This window comes from Salinicola halophilus, assembly GCF_003206155.1.
Lineage (GTDB): Bacteria > Pseudomonadota > Gammaproteobacteria > Pseudomonadales > Halomonadaceae > Salinicola > Salinicola halophilus.
Genome location: NZ_PZJV01000002.1, coordinates 146565 through 164063, shown reverse-complemented (window position 1 = coordinate 164063; position 17499 = coordinate 146565). Strand labels below are relative to the sequence as shown.

The 17499-nt window shown below is 65.3% G+C and carries 16 protein-coding genes; 8 read left to right on the top strand and 8 right to left on the bottom strand.

The genetic code is table 11. The annotated features are described in order from the left end of the window. Positions 1-11: 11 nt before the first annotated feature. On the bottom strand, positions 12-638 hold the full coding sequence (locus tag DOM33_RS08480) for a hypothetical protein (RefSeq protein ID WP_204352651.1): 627 nt from the start codon (positions 636-638) through the stop codon (positions 12-14). Between the two features lie 199 nt (positions 639-837). Here DOM33_RS08480 and DOM33_RS08475 point away from each other — a divergent pair, with 199 nt between their 5' ends. After that, a complete protein-coding gene (locus tag DOM33_RS08475; protein ID WP_110667881.1) occupies positions 838-2865 on the top strand; it encodes a RecQ family ATP-dependent DNA helicase in 2028 nt (675 codons plus the stop codon). 156 nt (positions 2866-3021) lie between these two features. On the opposite strand, the gene DOM33_RS08470 is transcribed toward DOM33_RS08475, so the two are convergent. Then, positions 3022-3906, bottom strand: coding sequence for a glycine betaine ABC transporter substrate-binding protein (locus DOM33_RS08470; RefSeq protein ID WP_110667880.1), 885 nt, complete (start codon positions 3904-3906; stop codon positions 3022-3024). Between the two features lie 406 nt (positions 3907-4312). Here DOM33_RS08470 and DOM33_RS08465 point away from each other — a divergent pair, with 406 nt between their 5' ends. Together DOM33_RS08465 and DOM33_RS08460 are read left to right on the top strand one after the other, a co-directional pair. Further along, a complete protein-coding gene (locus tag DOM33_RS08465; RefSeq protein WP_110667878.1) occupies positions 4313-5572 on the top strand; it encodes a putative DNA modification/repair radical SAM protein in 1260 nt (419 codons plus the stop codon). A 77-nt stretch (positions 5573-5649) separates the two neighbouring features. Further along, the gene (locus tag DOM33_RS08460) at positions 5650-6552 is read left to right on the top strand and encodes a TIGR03915 family putative DNA repair protein (protein WP_204352650.1); all 903 of its coding nucleotides are present in this window, start codon (positions 5650-5652) and stop codon (positions 6550-6552) included. A gap of 25 nt (positions 6553-6577) precedes the next feature. Here the strand turns inward: DOM33_RS08460 and DOM33_RS08455 are convergent, their stop codons facing one another. Both DOM33_RS08455 and DOM33_RS08450 read right to left on the bottom strand, forming a co-directional pair. Then, entirely contained in the window at positions 6578-8254 is a 1677-nt protein-coding gene (locus DOM33_RS08455) for a multidrug ABC transporter permease/ATP-binding protein (protein ID WP_110667876.1), read from the bottom strand. Between the two features lie 126 nt (positions 8255-8380). Then, complete coding sequence (locus tag DOM33_RS08450) at positions 8381-9292, bottom strand: LysR family transcriptional regulator (RefSeq protein WP_110667874.1); 912 nt, start codon at positions 9290-9292, stop codon at positions 8381-8383. Positions 9293-9585: 293 nt separating this feature from the next. On the opposite strand from DOM33_RS08450, the gene DOM33_RS08445 reads away from it, so the two are divergent. From DOM33_RS08445 to DOM33_RS08435, 3 genes are all read left to right on the top strand, one after another. Beyond that, entirely contained in the window at positions 9586-10617 is a 1032-nt protein-coding gene (locus DOM33_RS08445; protein WP_110667872.1) for a zinc-dependent alcohol dehydrogenase family protein, read from the top strand. A gap of 89 nt (positions 10618-10706) precedes the next feature. Next, a complete protein-coding gene (locus tag DOM33_RS08440) occupies positions 10707-11585 on the top strand; it encodes an AEC family transporter (RefSeq protein WP_110667870.1) in 879 nt (292 codons plus the stop codon). Between the two features lie 128 nt (positions 11586-11713). Next, on the top strand, positions 11714-12247 hold the full coding sequence (locus DOM33_RS08435; protein WP_110667868.1) for a PRC-barrel domain-containing protein: 534 nt from the start codon (positions 11714-11716) through the stop codon (positions 12245-12247). 151 nt (positions 12248-12398) lie between these two features. On the opposite strand, the gene DOM33_RS08430 is transcribed toward DOM33_RS08435, so the two are convergent. Further along, positions 12399-12782 carry a DUF4168 domain-containing protein gene (locus DOM33_RS08430; RefSeq protein WP_110667866.1) on the bottom strand — a complete coding sequence of 128 codons (384 nt, stop codon included), beginning with the start codon at positions 12780-12782 and terminating at the stop codon, positions 12399-12401. Positions 12783-13136: 354 nt separating this feature from the next. Between DOM33_RS08430 and DOM33_RS08425 the strand changes: the two genes are divergently transcribed. Continuing rightward, positions 13137-13598, top strand: a complete 462-nt coding sequence (locus DOM33_RS08425) for a DUF4174 domain-containing protein (protein ID WP_110667863.1) — start codon at positions 13137-13139, stop codon at positions 13596-13598. Positions 13599-13612: 14 nt separating this feature from the next. On the opposite strand, the gene DOM33_RS08420 is transcribed toward DOM33_RS08425, so the two are convergent. Genes DOM33_RS08420 through DOM33_RS08410 form a run of 3 tightly spaced genes read right to left on the bottom strand, consistent with a single transcriptional unit; the run spans position 13613 to position 16046 of the window. Beyond that, on the bottom strand, positions 13613-14587 hold the full coding sequence (locus tag DOM33_RS08420; protein ID WP_239495306.1) for a 5-oxoprolinase subunit C family protein: 975 nt from the start codon (positions 14585-14587) through the stop codon (positions 13613-13615). Next, positions 14587-15297 carry a 5-oxoprolinase subunit PxpB gene (pxpB, locus tag DOM33_RS08415; RefSeq protein ID WP_110667861.1) on the bottom strand — a complete coding sequence of 237 codons (711 nt, stop codon included), beginning with the start codon at positions 15295-15297 and terminating at the stop codon, positions 14587-14589. Before pxpB ends, DOM33_RS08420 begins: the two co-directional genes overlap by 1 nt. Then, the gene (locus DOM33_RS08410; protein ID WP_110667859.1) at positions 15294-16046 is read right to left on the bottom strand and encodes a 5-oxoprolinase subunit PxpA; all 753 of its coding nucleotides are present in this window, start codon (positions 16044-16046) and stop codon (positions 15294-15296) included. Before DOM33_RS08410 ends, pxpB begins: the two co-directional genes overlap by 4 nt. Positions 16047-16491: 445 nt before the next feature. Here DOM33_RS08410 and DOM33_RS08405 point away from each other — a divergent pair, with 445 nt between their 5' ends. Continuing rightward, complete coding sequence (locus tag DOM33_RS08405) at positions 16492-17448, top strand: LysR family transcriptional regulator (RefSeq protein WP_110667856.1); 957 nt, start codon at positions 16492-16494, stop codon at positions 17446-17448. Positions 17449-17499 lie beyond the last annotated feature (51 nt).

Here is a 17499-nt window from a genome sequence, read left to right as displayed (position 1 = left end):
GCAGCCGTCCGTCAGAGCGAGTCGAGCCAGGCCTCGACGATCGGGTCGCGCTGATCCCGGCTCATCGATTCGACCCCTTTATCGACCAGCGCGCGCTTGTTACCGGTATGCGGATTCGTGACGTAGGTACGGATCGTGGGGCGGCGGTCGGGGTTGGCGCTCCAGCGCAGATTGAATGCCGCCAGCGTGGGAAACCAGACCTGCGACGTGTACGGCAGATTGTCGTGAATCCACCACGCCAACGGCGTCCAGTCGCCGCACGCTTCGTAGCGCTCCAGTAGCGCAGGTACGACGATGCACGCCGTGGCGCCGGCATGGCCCTGAGCATCGGGATAGTCCCAGATATGGTGGCCATTGTTGGCGTCGTTGGACGCACAGCTGAACTGGTTTCCGTTCTCTGCACCTATCGCATTGATGGTCGGGCTACGATACGCCGAGCGAATCGCGATGCGCCCGAATCTCTCCTGAAGCGGCTCCAGCAGCTCCTCACACAGTGAACGCCCCGCCTCGATCGCGCGGTCCGGGTAATCCGGAACGTTCGGCACCGCTTTCATCTGACTGATTTCAGAATGCAGGAAATCGCGCATGAAAAAATGGCGCGACAGTCTCACGCGGCCCAGCTGCTCCAAACTTTTCACGGAACTCGGCTTTTGCATCCTGCTCTCTCCACACCGGCGTTGAACCCTTGGAATACTCGGCCCGTTATAACAAACCGTGGACTCGACCGCTGACCCGTCACGCCTGCGCGCGTCCAGTCCATCGAGGGTGGTACCCTCTCGTCCGATATCTTCGGATGACATCCCTCTCCCTTCCGCACGCCAGCCAACGGACATACCCATGACGACTTCCGCTCGCGACACGCTCCAACGCGTCTTCGGCTTCGACGACTTTCGCGGCGGCCAGGGTACCGTGGTCGAGCGCGTCATCGCCGGGCGCTCGACGGCGGCGATCTTCGCGACCGGCGCGGGCAAGTCGCTCTGCTATCAGCTGCCGGCGCTGCACCTGCCGCATTTGACGCTGGTGGTCTCGCCGCTGCTGGCGCTGATGCACGACCAGCTCGTCTTTCTCCAGCGCCACGGCATCAGTGCCGCCAGTCTCGACTCGACCCAGGACCGCGACACCGCCCGCGACATCATGGAGCGGGCGCGCCAGGGGGAGCTGAAGATCCTGATGGTCTCGGTGGAGCGCCTCAAGAACGAGCGCTTCCGCCACTTTCTGCAGCGCGTCGAGATCTCGCTGCTGGTGATCGACGAGGCGCACTGCATCTCCGAGTGGGGCCACAACTTCCGCCCGGACTACCTGAAGCTGCCGGACTATCAGCGCGAGTTCGGCATTCCGCAGGCGCTGCTGCTCACCGCGACGGCGACACCCGCGGTCATCGCTGACATGCGCGAGAAGTTCGCCATTGCCGAGCCGGACGTGATCACCACCGGCTTCTACCGGCCCAATCTCGAGCTACTGGTCGAGCCGGTGCCTGCCGAACGCCGCGTGCAGGCGCTGATCGAGTGGCTCGCGGCGCCGCCGACGGATACGCCGACCGGGGGCGCTGCGGCCGATGACCCCGTGTTCGACGCCAACGCGCCCACCATCGTCTACGTCACCCTGCAGCAGAGCGCGGAATCGGTGGCCCGGGCGCTGGCGAACGCGGGTTTCGCCGCACGCGCCTACCACGCCGGGCTCGATGCCGAGACCCGCGAGGCGATCCAGCAGGGTTTCATGAGCGGTGAGATCCCCTGCATCGTCGCGACCATCGCCTTCGGCATGGGTATCGACAAGGGCGATATTCGCCGCGTGATCCACTTCGATCTGCCCAAGTCGATCGAGAACTACAGCCAGGAGATCGGCCGCGCCGGCCGCGACGGCAAGCGCTCCCGCTGTCTCACCCTCGCCGGTCGCGACGGCCTGCGCGTGCTCGAGAACTTCGTCTACGGCGACACCCCGGAGCGCGAGGCCATCCGCCACGTGCTCGAGGAGATCGCCGCGGCGGGACGCCAGCCGGACCGGCAGTGGCCGGTGCTGCTCAATACGCTCTCCAAGGAGTCCAACGTTCGCCTGCTGGCGCTGAAGACGCTGCTGGTCCGCCTCGAGATGCTGGGGGTGATCGCCCCGCGCTTCGCCTATCTCGCCGAGTATCGCCTGCGCTACATCGAATCGAGCGAGACGCTGATCCAGCGCTTCGAGGGCGAACGCGCGGATTTCGTCCGGCTGATCGTCGACAACGTTGCCGTGGCGAGAACCTGGGGCACGGTGGACTTCGAGCGACTCTTTCGCGCGGGCGAAGCGGCGGGCATCGACGCTTCTCGTGCCCGGGTCATCACAGCGCTGGAGTATTTTCAGGAGAAGGGCTGGGTGGTGCTCGAGGGCAAGCGCATGACCGATGTGTTCGAGGTGCGCACGCCCGATTTCGACATCGAGACGCTCACCGAGACCCTCGCCGCCGAAGGCGAGACGTTCGAGCGCCGCGAAATCGAGCGGCTGGAGGCGATGCTCGCGCTCTTCGAATCACCGACCTGTCTGAGCCGACGCCTGGCGAACTACTTCGGCGACGACCGCCTGGCGGGCAAGGATGACGGCTGCGGGCACTGCTCGGTCTGCTACGGCCGTGTCGCCCAGCTGCCGCCACCCACACCGCTGCCGGCGCCAACCGAGGCGTCTCTCGCGGCAACGCTTGCGCCATTCGTCGCTCGCCATCGCGAGCAGTTGGGTTCCCCGCCCAGCGCCAAGCGCATGGCGCACTTCCTGTGCGGGCTGCCGATGCCGGTCTTCACGCCGCTCAAGGCGCGCTCGCTCGGCGGTTTCGCGAGCTTCGAGCAGTACGCCTACCCGCAGGTGCGTCAGTGGGCGGCGGCGCTGGCCGAATCCTGAAGCGAGGTGCAAAGCGCTGACGGCTGACGGCGGCGATCCGGCGGCCCGGCGGCCCGGCGATCCGGCGGCCCGGCAATCACCGACCGGCCACGAAAAAGCCGCCATCGATGATGGCGGCTCTTCTCGGATCGGCGAGGGTCTCCAAGGATCGACGGCTCAGCTGTCGCTGGTGCCCTCGAGCCACTCGTCGACCGTATCCTGGTTCTCTTCGACCCACTGCTTGGCGTTCTCGTAGGGGTCGGCGCCCTCTTCCTGGTTCATCAACATCACTTCGCCCATCTGCTCCGGGGTCCAGTGGAAGTTGTCCAGGATGGCGTAGGCTTCCGGCATCTCGTCTTCGAGACCGTTGTGCACGATGGTGTTGATCTGCTCGGCGTCGCCGAAGGCTTTTTCCGGGTCGTCGAGGTACTCGAGATCCCAACGCGCGAACATCCAGTGCGGGGTCCAACCGGTGACGACGATGTCTTCTTCGTTCTGGATGGCGTTACCCAGCGAGGAGGTCATCGCCGCGCCGCTGCTCGACTGCAGCGACAGCTCGTCGAGTTCGTAGGTCTCCATCGCCTCTTCGGCCTGGGCCATCAGACCCGCACCCGGGTCGATCCCCACGATTTGGCCGTCGAACAGATCGGCGTTGTCGTTGAGATCGGCAATGGAGGATACCTTGTCGTGGGTGTAGCTCGGCACGACCAGCCCGAGTTTGGTGCCCTCGAGGTTCGGACCGAGATTCTCGACGTCGTCCTTCACGCGTTCGAGATAGTCGCCATGAGTCGTCGGCAGCCAGGCCGCGACGATCGCATCCGCATCACCGGTGCCGACCGCCTGCCACATCACCGCCGCGGAGAGCGAGTTCATGTTGACTTCGAAGCCCTGCTGCTCCAGCACGGCGCGAACCACGTTGGTCGAGGCCACTTCGGATGCCCACTCGACGTAGGCGAGGTCGATGGTTCCCTTGCTCTCGTCCTGCGCTTGGGCCGCACCCGCCGTGCCGGCGGCGGCCAGGGCCGCCGCAAGCGCGATACGACGTGAAGAAATCGAGATCATTTTTTCGACACCTCTTTGCAAATTGTTGTTCGTCTTCCACGGCTTAGCACCGTAAAGCTGCGTAAATGATTGTAGTCGTCCCCGCCGATCAATCAACCGCGACGGCCGAATTCGTGAGCAATGATCCTCGCCAAAAATGCGCCTGTCGGGCGCTGAAGCCCCAAATCGTCGCCCCTTTCGCCCTGCCGAAGAGGGGCGAAAATTCGCTTGCCGCGTGACAGAAATCGACCGGATTGGCGTCAGCTAACTCGCGTAAAAGCTCCCCTCGACCCGCAGATCACCCGCCATCTTGAACGCCTGTCGAATCCATCGCCGAGCGCGGGGCGTAGAGGGATAGCGGCCTGTCGTAAACAAGCGGCACGCCGTATACTGGATAAACGAACAGTTATCGAGCGGAGCGCTCATCATGGAGTTGATCGACAAGCTTTCCATCCTCGCCGATGCCGCGAAGTACGACGCCTCCTGCGCCAGCAGTGGCGCGCCCAAACGCTCGTCGCGCGGCAAGGCCGGTGTCGGCGCTTCGGATGGTATGGGTATCTGCCACAGCTTTACCCCGGATGGGCGCTGCGTCTCGCTACTCAAGGTGCTGATGACCAACTTCTGCCTGTTCGACTGTCAGTACTGCGTCAATCGCCGCTCGAGCAACATTCCGCGTGCCCGCTTCACACCGGAGGAGATCGTACGGCTCACGCTCTCCTTCTACCGCCGCAACACCATCAGCGGACTCTTTCTGAGCTCCGGCATCATTCGCTCCAGCGACTACACCATGGAGCAGATGATCGAGGTGGCACGCCAGCTTCGCGAAGTGCACGAATTTCGCGGCTATATCCACCTGAAGGCGATCCCCGAGGCCGACCCCAAGCTGCTCGAGCAGGCGGGACGCTATGCCGATCGGCTCAGCGCTAACGTCGAGCTGCCGACGCTAACCAGCCTGAAGACGCTGGCGCCGGAGAAAGAGTTGGGCACGATCCACTCGGCGATGGGCCAGATCCGCGAGGGGATCGATGCGGCCAACGACGATGCTCGCGCCGATGCGCGCCATCCGCCGCGAAGCGCCAACCCCAAGCGTCAGGCACCGCGCTACGCCCCGGGCGGGCAGAGCACCCAGATGATCGTCGGCGCGGATGCCACCGACGATCGCACCATTCTGCAGTCCGCCCAGCAGCTCTATCGCAGCTTTCGCTTGAAGCGCGTCTACTATTCCGCGTTCAGCCCCATCCCCGAGCGCCCGGCGGGTCTGCCGCAGGCCGCACCGCCGATGCTGCGCGAGCACCGTCTCTATCAGGCCGATTTCCTGATTCGTACCTACGGTTTCCAGGCCGAAGAGATACTCGGTGGCCCCGGCAATCTGGCGCTGGATATCGACCCCAAGCTCGCCTGGGCGCTGAACCACCGCGAGGCGTTTCCCGTCGATCTCAACCGGGCCGAACCGGGCATGATCGGCCGCGTCCCAGGCATCGGTTTGAGAAGCGTCCAGCGCCTGGTCGAACTCCGACGTCATCGCAAGATTCGCTTCCAGGATCTGGTGGCACTGCGCTGTCGACTGGAGACATTGAAGCCGTTCGTGATCACCCAGGACTATCGCCCCGCCGATGCAGCGCGAGACAGCCAGCGGCTGCGAGAGACGATGACAGCGCCGGAGCCGGCGCAGCTGGCACTGATCTGAACGTCTTTCGACGAGCGTTCGCGCCCCCCTTCGTTCGCGCCCCGTTAGCGAGGAGAATCGAAATGCCTGGAATCGACATGTCTGGGATAAACAGCCACGCCGGCACGGCGGCCATGGTCGCAAGCGCCGTCGATTTCGACGCCTGGCGTGCCCGGGCGCGTGAGCTGCTGAAAGCCGGCGTTCATCCGGCGAGAGTCACCTGGCGGGACGGCAGCGACGTCTGCGACGACCTGTTCGCCGAAAGCGCCGATGCGCCACAGCCGGTAATACGCAATGCGCCGGCCCCCAGAATCGCTCGCGCCCACCTGCAAACGCTCCAGCGCGCCGCACGCTATCGTCCGCAGGGTCACGAGCTTGGCCGCTGGCCGCTGCTCTACCAGACGCTGTGGCGACTTTCCCGTGGCGACGAAACGGCGCTCAACGCCGCCGACGCGACCGGCGCAGAAGTGCAGCGACGCGTCCACGCGGTCAAGCGTGAGGCGCACCACATGCATGCCTTTCTCCGCTTTCACAACGATGTCGAGACGGGAGACGAAAGCTTCATCGCCTGGTTCGAGCCGGCCCACGACGTTCTCGATCTGGGCGCCGAACACTTCGCCGATCGCCTGGGCAACGCGCGCTTTCGCATCGCCACGCCGCAGGGAGGCGTCGAGTGGGACGGCGAGCGCTTCACCTATCACGCCAGCTGCCCTGTCGAATGGCACGCCCGCGCACAGGCGGCCGCGACGGCCGACGACGATCGCACGCTCTGGCGCACCTACTTCGTCAGCACGTTCAATCCCGCCCGGCTCAATCACAAGGTGATGACGCAGCACATGCCACAGCGCTTCTGGCGGCATCTCAGCGAAGGGGATCTGATCCCCGCGCTCGAGGCCAAGGCACGCCACGGCGGTCAACGCCTCGCGCAGGAAGCGAGCGTCGGTGAACGCAAGGGGAAGGCGCTGCCACCGGGCCGTCTACGGCGTGACGCCGACGCTTGACGTCACACCCGCGCCGGCGTCGCCGCTAGGCGTCGTCGATCCGCGCGACCGCGTCGAGACTCGCAAGTTTGCGCTCCTCTCCCGTCAGCTCGCGAAGCTGACCGTCGCGCATCTCCAGCAGTCGATCGGCATGGACGAAGTAGTGATCGTCGTGGCTGATCGCGAACACCGTGATACCGAGTTCGCGGAAGCGCGGCATCAGCTCGCGATAGAAGGCGCGCCGGAACTGCGGGTCCTGATCCGCCGCCCACTCGTCGAGCAGCAGAATCTGACGCTCCTCGACCAGCGCCATCAGTAGTGCAAGCCGCTTGCGCTGCCCCTGCGAGAGATCCGTGTCCATCACCTGTCCCGCCTCCAGGCGCAGCTTGCGGGCCAGGTCGAGAACCTGCAACCAGTCCTCCAGCAGGGCCGGATCCGCCTCGGCGCCACCCGGCCCCATGAGCCGATCGAACTGATGGAAATCGGTATGCACCGCGGAGAAGCGCTGGCGATAGCGCTGCCACTCCGCTGGCGTCACTGGCTCGCCGTCGATGAGAATCTCCCCGTCGTGCGGGCGGTAGAGGCCGGTGAGCAGCTTGGCCAGGGTCGACTTGCCGCTGCCGTTGCCGCCGATCAGGTAGACCTGCTCGCCGCGCTCGAGGCGAAACGTGATCGGCCCCACGCCGAAGCCCTCGTGGCCGTCCTTCGCCGGGTAGCGATAGACGACGTCGCGAAGCTCCAGGGTCTGCCATTCGCCGTGGTGCTCGACGAGATCGAACGAGGCCTCGAAGGGCGCAAGCTCGAGCTCGCGCAGCTTGTCGAACGAGACCTGCGCGGTGATCAGCGTGGGGGTCGCACCCACCGCCTGGATCAGCGGTGAGCGCAGGAACAGTAGCGTCAGCGAGAACGTCGCCGCCACCGCCGTATTGGCCCAGCCCACCGCGTTGGCGAGAAAGAACACCACGCCGATGGCGCCGAGCATCATGATGTTGGTCCAGTTGCCGGCGCTCAGGTGATAGGTGTCGGCCCGGATGATGTGATCGCGGTAGGTGCGCGCATCGACGTCGTAGACCTCGTCGATCAGATGGCGGGCGCGGTCGCGGTTGAGCGCGAGCTCCTTGCGTCCGTGAATCAGCGTCTCGTAGTCGCGGTAGAGCCGGTCGTCGGTGGTACGCGTGATGTGAATGTGGTGATAGACCTTCGATACCAGCCACCATCCCACCAGCATGGTGATCGCGATCCACACCGCGGTGACCAGCAGCAGCGGCGGCGAGAGCCAGAAGAGATAGCCGATCGAGGCCAGCGTGATGACGATGCCCTGAACCAGCTCGGGCAGGCGGACGAAGGCGATGGTGACGTTGCGGATGTCGCTGGACAGACTCGCCAGCAGGTGCGCGCTGCCGAGCTGCTCGAGGCGCTCGAGGTCGGTATCGAGAATGCGCTTGACCAGACGCCCGCGCAGGCGATAGACGAAGTGATGCCCGAGGGCCGTTAGCGCCAGCTGTGAGCCCAGCGTGACCGCCAGCAGCAGGACGACGAGGCCGATGAACGGCGCAAGCGTCGTCGCGGCACTCGCCCCGAGCGCCTCGGCCCCGGTCACGATCAGGTAGTGGTTGATGAAGGCGATCACACCGATACCGAGCGCGGCACTCAGCAGGCTGAGCAGCATGACGCCGACGAACGGCCAGCGATAGTGACGAAAGACGACGCGCAGCAATTCCATGGCGATTCCGTGGGCGGGTGGAGTCCATCGAGACTGGCGCGGTAGACGCCGATATCGACGCGGTCCGCCTCGACGCAGGCGCGAATGATTCTGATCTTCAGTTTCGAAGTCAAGCCGCGGGCCGATTCACGCCTCGTCGTCGCCGAGCACCATCTGGATTCGCGCCCGCAGCCAGCGCTCTGCCGGATCGGTGTCGTGCACGCTCTGCCACACCATGCTCAGCGGCGACGGCGCTCGCTCCAGCGGTAGCTCGTCGACCCGCAGCCCGCCCTGGGCGGCGAGTACGTCGGCGGCATACTCGGGCACGGTGGCGATCATGTCGGTGTCCTTGAGCAGCGACGCGAGACTGTTGAACTGCGGCACCGCCAGCACGATCCGCCGCTTGCGTCCGAGGGTCGTGAGCAGGTCATCGACGTAGCCGTGGAGATCGCCATCGAAGGAGACCAGGGCATGCGGGCGCTCGCAGTATTCGTCCAGCGTCAACGCGCCGAGGCGACCGTCGGCTCGCAGCACCTTGGGCCGGGCGTAGCGCAGCGTCTTCTGCTTGGCATTGGCGGGCAGCTCTCGGGCATATCCCACCGCCACGGTGATCTCCCCGGTATTGAGCAGCTGGGGCATCAGATGGAAGTCCGCGCGACGCACCACGAGCACGATACCCGGCGCCTCGCCACGCAGCCGTTTGAGCAGCGCCGGCAGCAGGGCGAACTCCACGTCATCGGTGAAACCGACGCGAAATATCGCCTCGCTGGTGGCGGGGTCGAAGTTGCTGGTCTGGCTGAGAACGTTGGAGATGGCATCCAGCGCCGGCTGCAACTGCTCGTAGATCTCCAGCGCGCGTGCGGTGGGCACCATCTGACGCCCGGTACGTACCAGCAGCGGATCGTCGAAGATGTCTCGAAGCCTGGCCAGCGCCGCGCTGGTCGCCGGCTGGCCGAGAAACAGCCGCTCGGCGGCACGCGAGACGCTGCGCTCCTGCATCAGCGTCTCGAACATCACCAACAGCTTGAAATCGATCCCACGCAGGTCGCTACGATTCATGAATGCCTCGTCTGGAACGAGCATGACAGCGCCACCGCCATCCTCGTGGATGTTGCCTTGCCCGCCCGGTTGGCCGTCGACTCGGCTAGGCTTTCGCTACGCTACGGGCGCTCGTCGATCTTCAATGCATCGATACGCGTTATAGAGAGTATCGATTAGCCTGCATAGTATTCGTCACGAACCGTGGTTACAGTCGACAACCGCTACTGGATTCGACCGTTCCCGACGAACGTTCGTCGTCACCTTTTTACTCAACCTATTCACCCCACTGACCGTACTGACCGAGGTGCACGATGTCCCGCGCAATACAATTCCAACGCTTTGGCGGCGCCGAGATCCTCGACATCATCGACCGCGACACTGCCGCCCCCGGCGAGGGCGAGGTGCTCGTCGCCCCCGAGGCGATCGGCATCAACTGGTTCGACGTGCTCTGGCGCCGCAACATGGCCCCGACCAAGGCCAAGCTACCCGCCGGGCTCGGCAGCGAAATGGCGGGCGTGGTCATCGACACTGGCCCCGGCGTCGACGATTTCGCCCCGGGAGACCGGGTCGCCTCGATTCCCGCCTTCGACCCCAACCGCTATTCGAGCTACGCCGAACGAACCCCGCTGCCCGTCGAATCGCTGATCCGCTATCCGACCTGCCTGACGGCCACCGAAGCCAGCGTACACTATGTGCCGTCACTGCTGAGCTGGCTGGCGTTTCGCGAGGTGGCCTCGCTCGCCCCCGGCGCGAGCGTACTGATCACCGGTGCCTGCTGCATCTCCGGCCCCTACGCGGTGCAGGTCGCCAAGGCACTCGGCGTGAGAGTGATCGCGGCGACCCCGTTCGATAGCGCCATCGACTATCTCCGCGGCCTGGGCGCCGAAGCGGTGGTCCACACCGAAACCCAGGATCTGGCCAAAGCGGTCGACAAGCTGACCGACGGTCGCGGCGTGGACATGGTGCTCGACGCGCTTGGCGGGCCGCAGATGAGCCTGCTGGGAGACGTCGTGGCCCCCGGCGGCGATCTCGTGCTCTATGGTCTGCTCGGCGGCAACGAGACCTCGTTCCCGGCAACGGCGGCGTTCAACAAGAACATCCACTTTCACGTCCACTGCCTGTCGAATTTCAGCGGCCGCCCCGAGATCGGTATTCCCCAGAATCGACCGGTGCTCGAGCGCGCCATCGCCGCTATCGATGCCATGACCGAGCGCGGCGATCTGGCGCCTCAGATCGACCGGCAGTTCGATTTCGACGAGGTCGTCGAGGCGCATCGCTATCTCGAGAGCTGCGCCAATCATCACGGGCGGATCGTGCTGAACGTGGCGGGCGACAGGGCGTGATGCGACACCTTCGACATTGCCAGGCCGCCGCGGGATTGACGACAATGCGGCTTTTGACTTTCGTCGCACATCACCGCTAGGGGTCTTTCATGTTCGCTCAACTCTTCGCCGTCATGGCTCCGGTCCTGGTCGGCGCGGGGATCGGCTTTACCTGGATACGTTGCGGCTACGCCTATCCGACGGAGTTCGTCACCAAGCTGGTCTTCAACATCGGCACGCCGGCGCTGGTGGTGGCGTCGTTGGCGAACGCCGACGTGGAGCCGGGTGACTTCTGGCGGACCCTGATCGCCACCTTTCTCGTGCTGGCGGGAATGGCGGTGGCAAGCTTCGGCGTCGCGGCGCTGCTGGGTAAATCCTGGCGCGTCATCATTTCGCCGATGATGTACCCCAACGCCGGCAACATGGGGCTACCGGTCTCGCTCTACGCGTTCGGGCATTACGGTTTCACCTTCGCCATGGCCGCCTGGGTCGCCAACGCGCTGATCCAGTTCACCGTGGGGATGGCGCTCGCCTCACGCGGCAGCCCCTGGAAAGCGCTGACGCGAAACCCGACGCTCTACGCCATCGCCCTGTCGCTGACGCTGTTGCTGACGGGCACCTCGCTGCCTGCCTGGGTGGACAATACGGTCCACCTTCTCTCGGGGCTGACGATCCCGCTGATGCTGATCACGCTTGGCGTGTCGCTGGCGAGCATTCAGGTGAAGAGTCTGTCGTCGGGCGTGCTGTTCACGCTGTGCCGCGTCCCCATCGCGCTCGGGCTCTCCTTCGGATTCGCGACACTGCTCGACCTTCCCCCCATCGCCGCCAGCGCCGTCGCGCTTCAGATGAGCATGCCGGTCGCGGTCTACAACTACCTCTTCGCCCAGCGCTCGCGCCGAGAGCCGGAGTATGTCGCCAGTCTGGTCTTCTGCTCGACGCTGATGGCCTTGATCTACGTTCCCGTCGTGCTCGCCTTCGTCATGGAATGAGACCATTTCATGACAGCGGCGGCTTGCAAAGCGGTGGTCAGCATCTACCTTGAAAGAGTGATCTCCGCGTAAATTCGTGGGATTACAAGCAGTTGTAGATCAACTCAAATGCAAGGCAGGAGTATCGAATGCGCACACTGACATGGAAGCAGACGTTTGGCGCCGCCCTGATCGCCGGTACCGCAATGACCCAGACCGCGGTCGCGCAGGAAGGCAGCCAGCAGGACGTTCAAGGACTCTACTCCGCCGAAGAACTGATGGACGCCGACGTCTATCTCACCAGCTCACCGAATGACGAAGTCGGTGAAGTGGAAGACATTCTGCTCGGCGAAGACATGGGCGTGCAGGCGCTGGTGATCGAAGCCGGCGGCGTGCTCGACATGGGGGATCGCGAGTTCGTCGTCGAGAAAGGCGATTTCACGGTTGAAACCGAGCGTGGCGACGACTTGGACGATCTCGAGTACCGTATTCTCCTGAACATGGACGAGAGCGAGCTCGAGCAGCGCCCCGAGTACGATAACGACTGGTGGCAGCACGCCAAGAACGACGCTGCCGATGCCTGGGAAAATACCAAGCAGAACGCCAATAGCGCCTGGAACGATACCAAGGCGGCAACGTCCAGCCTGCTCAAGGACGCTGGCGAAGCACTCGACGACAACTGAGTTGCCCTAGGCTCACTCATCGAGAGTCGAGCCGAGGCCGAGCGCCAGACAGTGCTCCAACGAAAAAATCGCCGGCTTGTGCCGGCGATTTTTTTGGCTTCCAACAAGGCTGGCGAGACGGGTAAGACCCTCTACCCGCCGAGACCTGCGCTTACTGCTGCGCCATGCCTTGCACGCGCTGCATCAGCTGCGGATCCTGCTGGATCGCCTGACCGATCGAGTTGAACTGCTCGACGCTCATGCCGCTGTCCTGCACGGCCTGAACCATCTCGTCGTTGGCCTGCTGACGAATCTCCTGCTGCTCTTCGTCACCGGAGGCGTTCTGCAGCTGCTCGGTGTAATCCTGCGAGACTGCGGCGATTTCCTGCGAGGCATCGGCGAACTGCTGAAGCTGCTCGTCGGAGAAATTCTGGGCCGCGGCGCCCTGGCTCTGCGTCTGCGCGCCGCCGTTGGCCGTGTCCTGAGCCATGGCCGGTGCACTGACGATGCCTGCCGTCATGGTCGCTGCCGCGATTAGTGCCGTGATCCTTTGCATGATGCCTCCAAATCTCAATTTTACGTATTGCCCCCCGTGGGATGCCGCTTGAGCGCGAGAGTTCCCACGAAAATGTATCGCTAGGCAATTTAATGTTGCCTTAACGATGCGCGACGACGCAAAAACCCCGCGCGATCGACGCCGATTCAGTGCGTTACCGCGTCTCGAGCGTCGTCGTCTGCGATACGCGTTTCGATGCCGGAAAACCCCGCCACGATCTCTTTCAAAGGCGCTAACCTGATACCGGCAGACCGGAGCGTGAGGCGCCATCGACGGGGCGTACCGCCTTCTTCGCCTGTCCGGATAGGCAGATGACACCTCGAACCCCGAGCCCCCATACTAAGGAGAGCGTCAATGAAGCGCTGGTTGATCCTGGCCGCTCTGGCCGTTGGAGTTTTCGGCATCGGCAATGCGCAGGCCCAGACCGCCGATCAGCGGGCGAATGCCGCCAATCCGCTGATCACCGACAAATGGCAGTTTCGCCCGCTAGTCTTGATAACACCTAGCGCCGACGCGCCCGCCTATCGGGCACTGCGCGAGCAGCTGGCGCAAACCGAATCCCAGTTTCGCGACCGGGAGATGATGCTCTACACCGTCGAAGGCGGTGAGGGAATGCGCCATGGCAAACCCATGACACCCTACGAGACGCAGGCGCTGCTCGATGCTCTCGACGTCGAGGCCGACCAGGGCGTCACGCTCGTGCTGGTCGGCAAGGATGGCGGCAAGAAAGTCCAGCAGCGGGGTCAAGTCGATCTACAGCAGATCTACGACACGATCGATCGCATGCCGATGCGCCGGGCCGACAGCGGGAGCTGAAGCGGCGCACCGGATCAACGCCAGCGGGCGAACTGTGCCTGCATCTGTCGCCGCGTCCGATGCGGCGATACCGGTACCAGGCGTAGCTGGGTACCCGGCGGGCACTGGCCCAGCCGCGCGCAGGCCAGTGGCGTCAGCGCGCCCAGCCTTGGGTAGCCGCCCACGGTCTGGCGGTCGTTGAGCAGCACGATGGGCTGACCGTCCGGGGGAACCTGAACCGCCCCCAGCGGAATGCCCTCGGAGATCATGCCGCCGGCGCCGTTGCGAAGCGCCTGTCCGATCAGGCGCACGCCCATGCGGTCGGCGCGGGCGTCCACCTCCCAGCGCTCGTTGAACGTGGCGAAGACGCTGGCGCCGTCGAACTGCGCGATCTGCGCCCCGGGGACCATCTCCAGGTCAACGGTCTCTTCGGTGAAGCGCGGCGGCGTCTCGATGACGCGCGCCTCGCCCGCCGGCTCGCGGCCCGCGGCGACGATGACGTCGTCGACCGCCAGCGCCCGCCCCTCGCCGTCGAGTCCGCCGAGGCACTCGCGTATCACGCTCGACGTGCTGCCCATGAACGGTGTCGCCGCCACGCCGCCGGGCAGCGCCAGGTAGGCTCGAAGCCCCGATGTCGCCTGACCGAAGGCGAGCGTCTGGCCCGCGTCGACGCGAAAGCGGGTGTGGGGTGGCACCGGCTCGCCGTCGAGCGTCGCTCCCAGCTCGCCACCGGCGAGCGCCAGCGTCGTCGACGTCTGCACCTCGACGACGAAACCGCCGAGGGTGATCTCGATGCCGGCGGCGTCGACGGCGTTGCCGAGCAGCCAGTTGGCCCAGCCCAGCGAGACCCAGTCGACGGCCCCGCCCTGGGTCACCCCGAGATGGCGCACGCCGAAGCGACCGCCGTCCTGCACCAGCGCGAGCGCCCCGGCATCGCGAACGATCAGTGTCGCGCCCTTCTCTTGCGCCGCCATTGGCTCGCCCTGGTTGATCGATTCGTCTGCGCCCATCAGCTCGCCTCCATCGGTGTCGGATCGCCACCCTGCTCGACGAAGGTGTCGCGGTCGATCGCCTCGAAGCGAACACGGTCGCCCGGTCGGAAGAGGCTCGCCTCGTCTCGCGAGCGGTCGAAGAGGGTGACCGCCGTGCGCCCGAGAATGTTCCAGCCGCCCGGGGAGCGCATCGGGTAGATCGCGGTCTGACGCTCGGCGATGCCCACGCTGCCGGCCGGCACGCGCTGACGCGGGGTCGAGAGCCTCGGCGTGGCCAGTGCCTCCTCGACCAGCCCCATGAAGGCGTAGCCGGGGGCGAAACCGAGGGCGAAGGCGCAGTAGTCGCGCTCGCAGTGGCGCCGAATGACGTCCGCCGGCTCGACCCCGAGTCGCTCGGCGATGGTGACGAGCTCCGGGCCGACGCTCTCGTCGTACCAGACGGGAATGACGTGATGCCGCCCTTCCCGATCGCTCGCCGGCGCGAGATCGGCGAGCGCTTCGACGATCATCGCTCGCGCCTCGGCCTGGCCGAGACGCAGGGCGTCGTAGTGCAGCATCAGCGTGGTGTAGGAGGGCACGAGATCGATCAGCGCCTCGTCGAAGCGCTCACGCAGTGCCGCATCCGCGGCGAGAATCCAAGGCATGTGCGCTTCGTCGATCGCCTCGAACAGACGCACCGTCAGCGTGTCATAAGCGACGGTCTCGATTCGGGGCCGCGGCGCGCTCATGCCGACTCCAGGGCTGCGAAGGCCTCGCGAATCGCCTTCACGGCGGCGATCGATTCGGCGTTGTCGCCGTGGACGCAGAGCGTATCCGCCGTCAGCTCGAGCGCACTGCCGTCGCTCGCCACGAGCGCCTCGCCGCGGGCGAGCTTGACCGCCTGTGCAACGATCGCCTCGGCGTCGTGATGAACGGCACCCGCAAGCCGACGCGACATCAGATGCCCCTCGGGGTCGTAGGCGCGGTCGGCGAAGGTTTCGAACAGCAGCGCCACGCCCTGCTCGTCGGCGATCTCGCGGGCGACGCGGGTGTCCGCCGTCGCCAGGGTCACGAGAGGTAGGTCAGCGTCGTAGCGCGCCACGGCGGTAACGGCGGCACGCAGCAGTGCCGGATCTCGAGCCATGTCGTTGTAGAGCGCGCCATGAGGTTTGATGTAGCTGACACGCGTGCCCGCCACCCGGCAGAACGCCTCCAGCGCCCCGATCTGGTAGAGCATCAGATTCTCGATCTCCGCCGGCGAACAGGCCATCGAGCGTCGACCGAAACCGGCCAGATCGGGATAGCCGGGGTGCGCACCGATGCGCACCTCGTGAGACGCTGCCAGCGCCACCGTCCGACGCATGACGTCCGGGTCGGAGGCGTGAAAGCCGCAGGCGATATTGGCGCAGTCGACGAACGGCATCACCGTCTCGTCGAGGCCGAGCGGCCAGTTGCCGAAGCTCTCGCCCATGTCGCAGTTGAGCAGGGGAACGCGCATCGATTCACCTCGCGGCGTGGAGTGTTGTTATGAAGCCCTCGCCGACATCGAGACACCGACGGCGCCCAAGGGCCACCGGCGATGTCGAAAGGCCACCGATGGTGTCGAAAGGCCACCGGCGACGTCGAAGGGCTAGCGGCGACGTCGAACGAGCCAGCGCTCGTGTCGTAAGGACCACCGGCAATGTAAGAAAGTCGCCGCCGCCCGGTCCAATCGTTTTTGGCGATGCGCGATATCGGGGGACCCTTTCACCCCGCCACCCGCGTCTCTTCGCCAAGCCGCCGCTCCGCGACGACCGCTCGACGTCGACGACCGATTCAGGTCGAGGCTCGATCGACGGTCGCGATGAATCTCGGGTTCCAGGCCCGTGTCGCGGACAACGACGTTTGACGTCTCGGCCCCGGCATCGAAAACTTCCTCATCGCCAAGGCGCAGGAGAGACAGGATGTTCGATTTCAAGGAGCTCGAGGCCTTCGTCTGGGTGGTCAGGCTGGGCTCGTTTCGCAAGGTCGCGACGAGGCTGCACCTGACGCAGCCCTCGATCTCCGACCGCATCACGCGCCTGGAAGCCGCAGTCGGCGAGTCGCTGCTCGAGCGCTCCGCCCGCCCGGTCCGGCCGACGCTGCGCGGTCGCGAGTTCTACGCGCACGCCGAGCGGTTGCTGGACAATCGCGACGAGGCGCTGCGCCTTTTCCAGAACCAGGATGACTTCTCGGGCACGCTACGCCTGGGGGTGATCGAGACCATCGCCCACAGCTGGTTCAGCGATTTTCTGACGCAGCTCGCCGAGCGCTACCCGGCGATCACCATCGAGCTCACCGTCGATATCTCGCCGGCGCTGCACCAACGGTTGGCGGACAACGACCTCGACATGATCTTCGCCATGGACGGCGCGCCCTCGCATCTGAGCGTCGAGCAGCTGCCGCTGGCGACCTACGAGATGGGGCTGTTCATCGCGCCCTCGCTGGTCGGGGCGCTAGGGGACGGCGACCTGGAGGCGCTGTCGCGCTTCGCCTTCGTCTCCTTCAGTCGCCTCGCTCGCCCCTACGGCGAGCTGGTGAGCTACCTCGCCGAGCGAGGGGTTGACGACCCCAAGATCCACTGCGCCACCACGCTGATGACGATCGTACGCATGACCGTCGATGGCGTCGGCATCGGCTCGCTGCCGATCTCCACCGTCGCCGATGCGTGCGAGCGGGGCGAGCTATTGCGCCTGGACCTGCCGGTGCCGCTACCGGCGATGGTCTACGACGCGATCTGGCGTACCAGCAACTATCCCAGCTTCTGTCACCGGGTGACTCAGCTGGCGCAGGCGTGCGCGACCCGATACGCCGACGCCCACCGCGTGGGCGACCCGTGCCCGCGGGTGAAAGTCTTGACCGATACTCGACATAAGAATTAACGATTTGACCTGATCGACGCCGTCCCCGAAGAATGATTGCGGCGCCGGTCG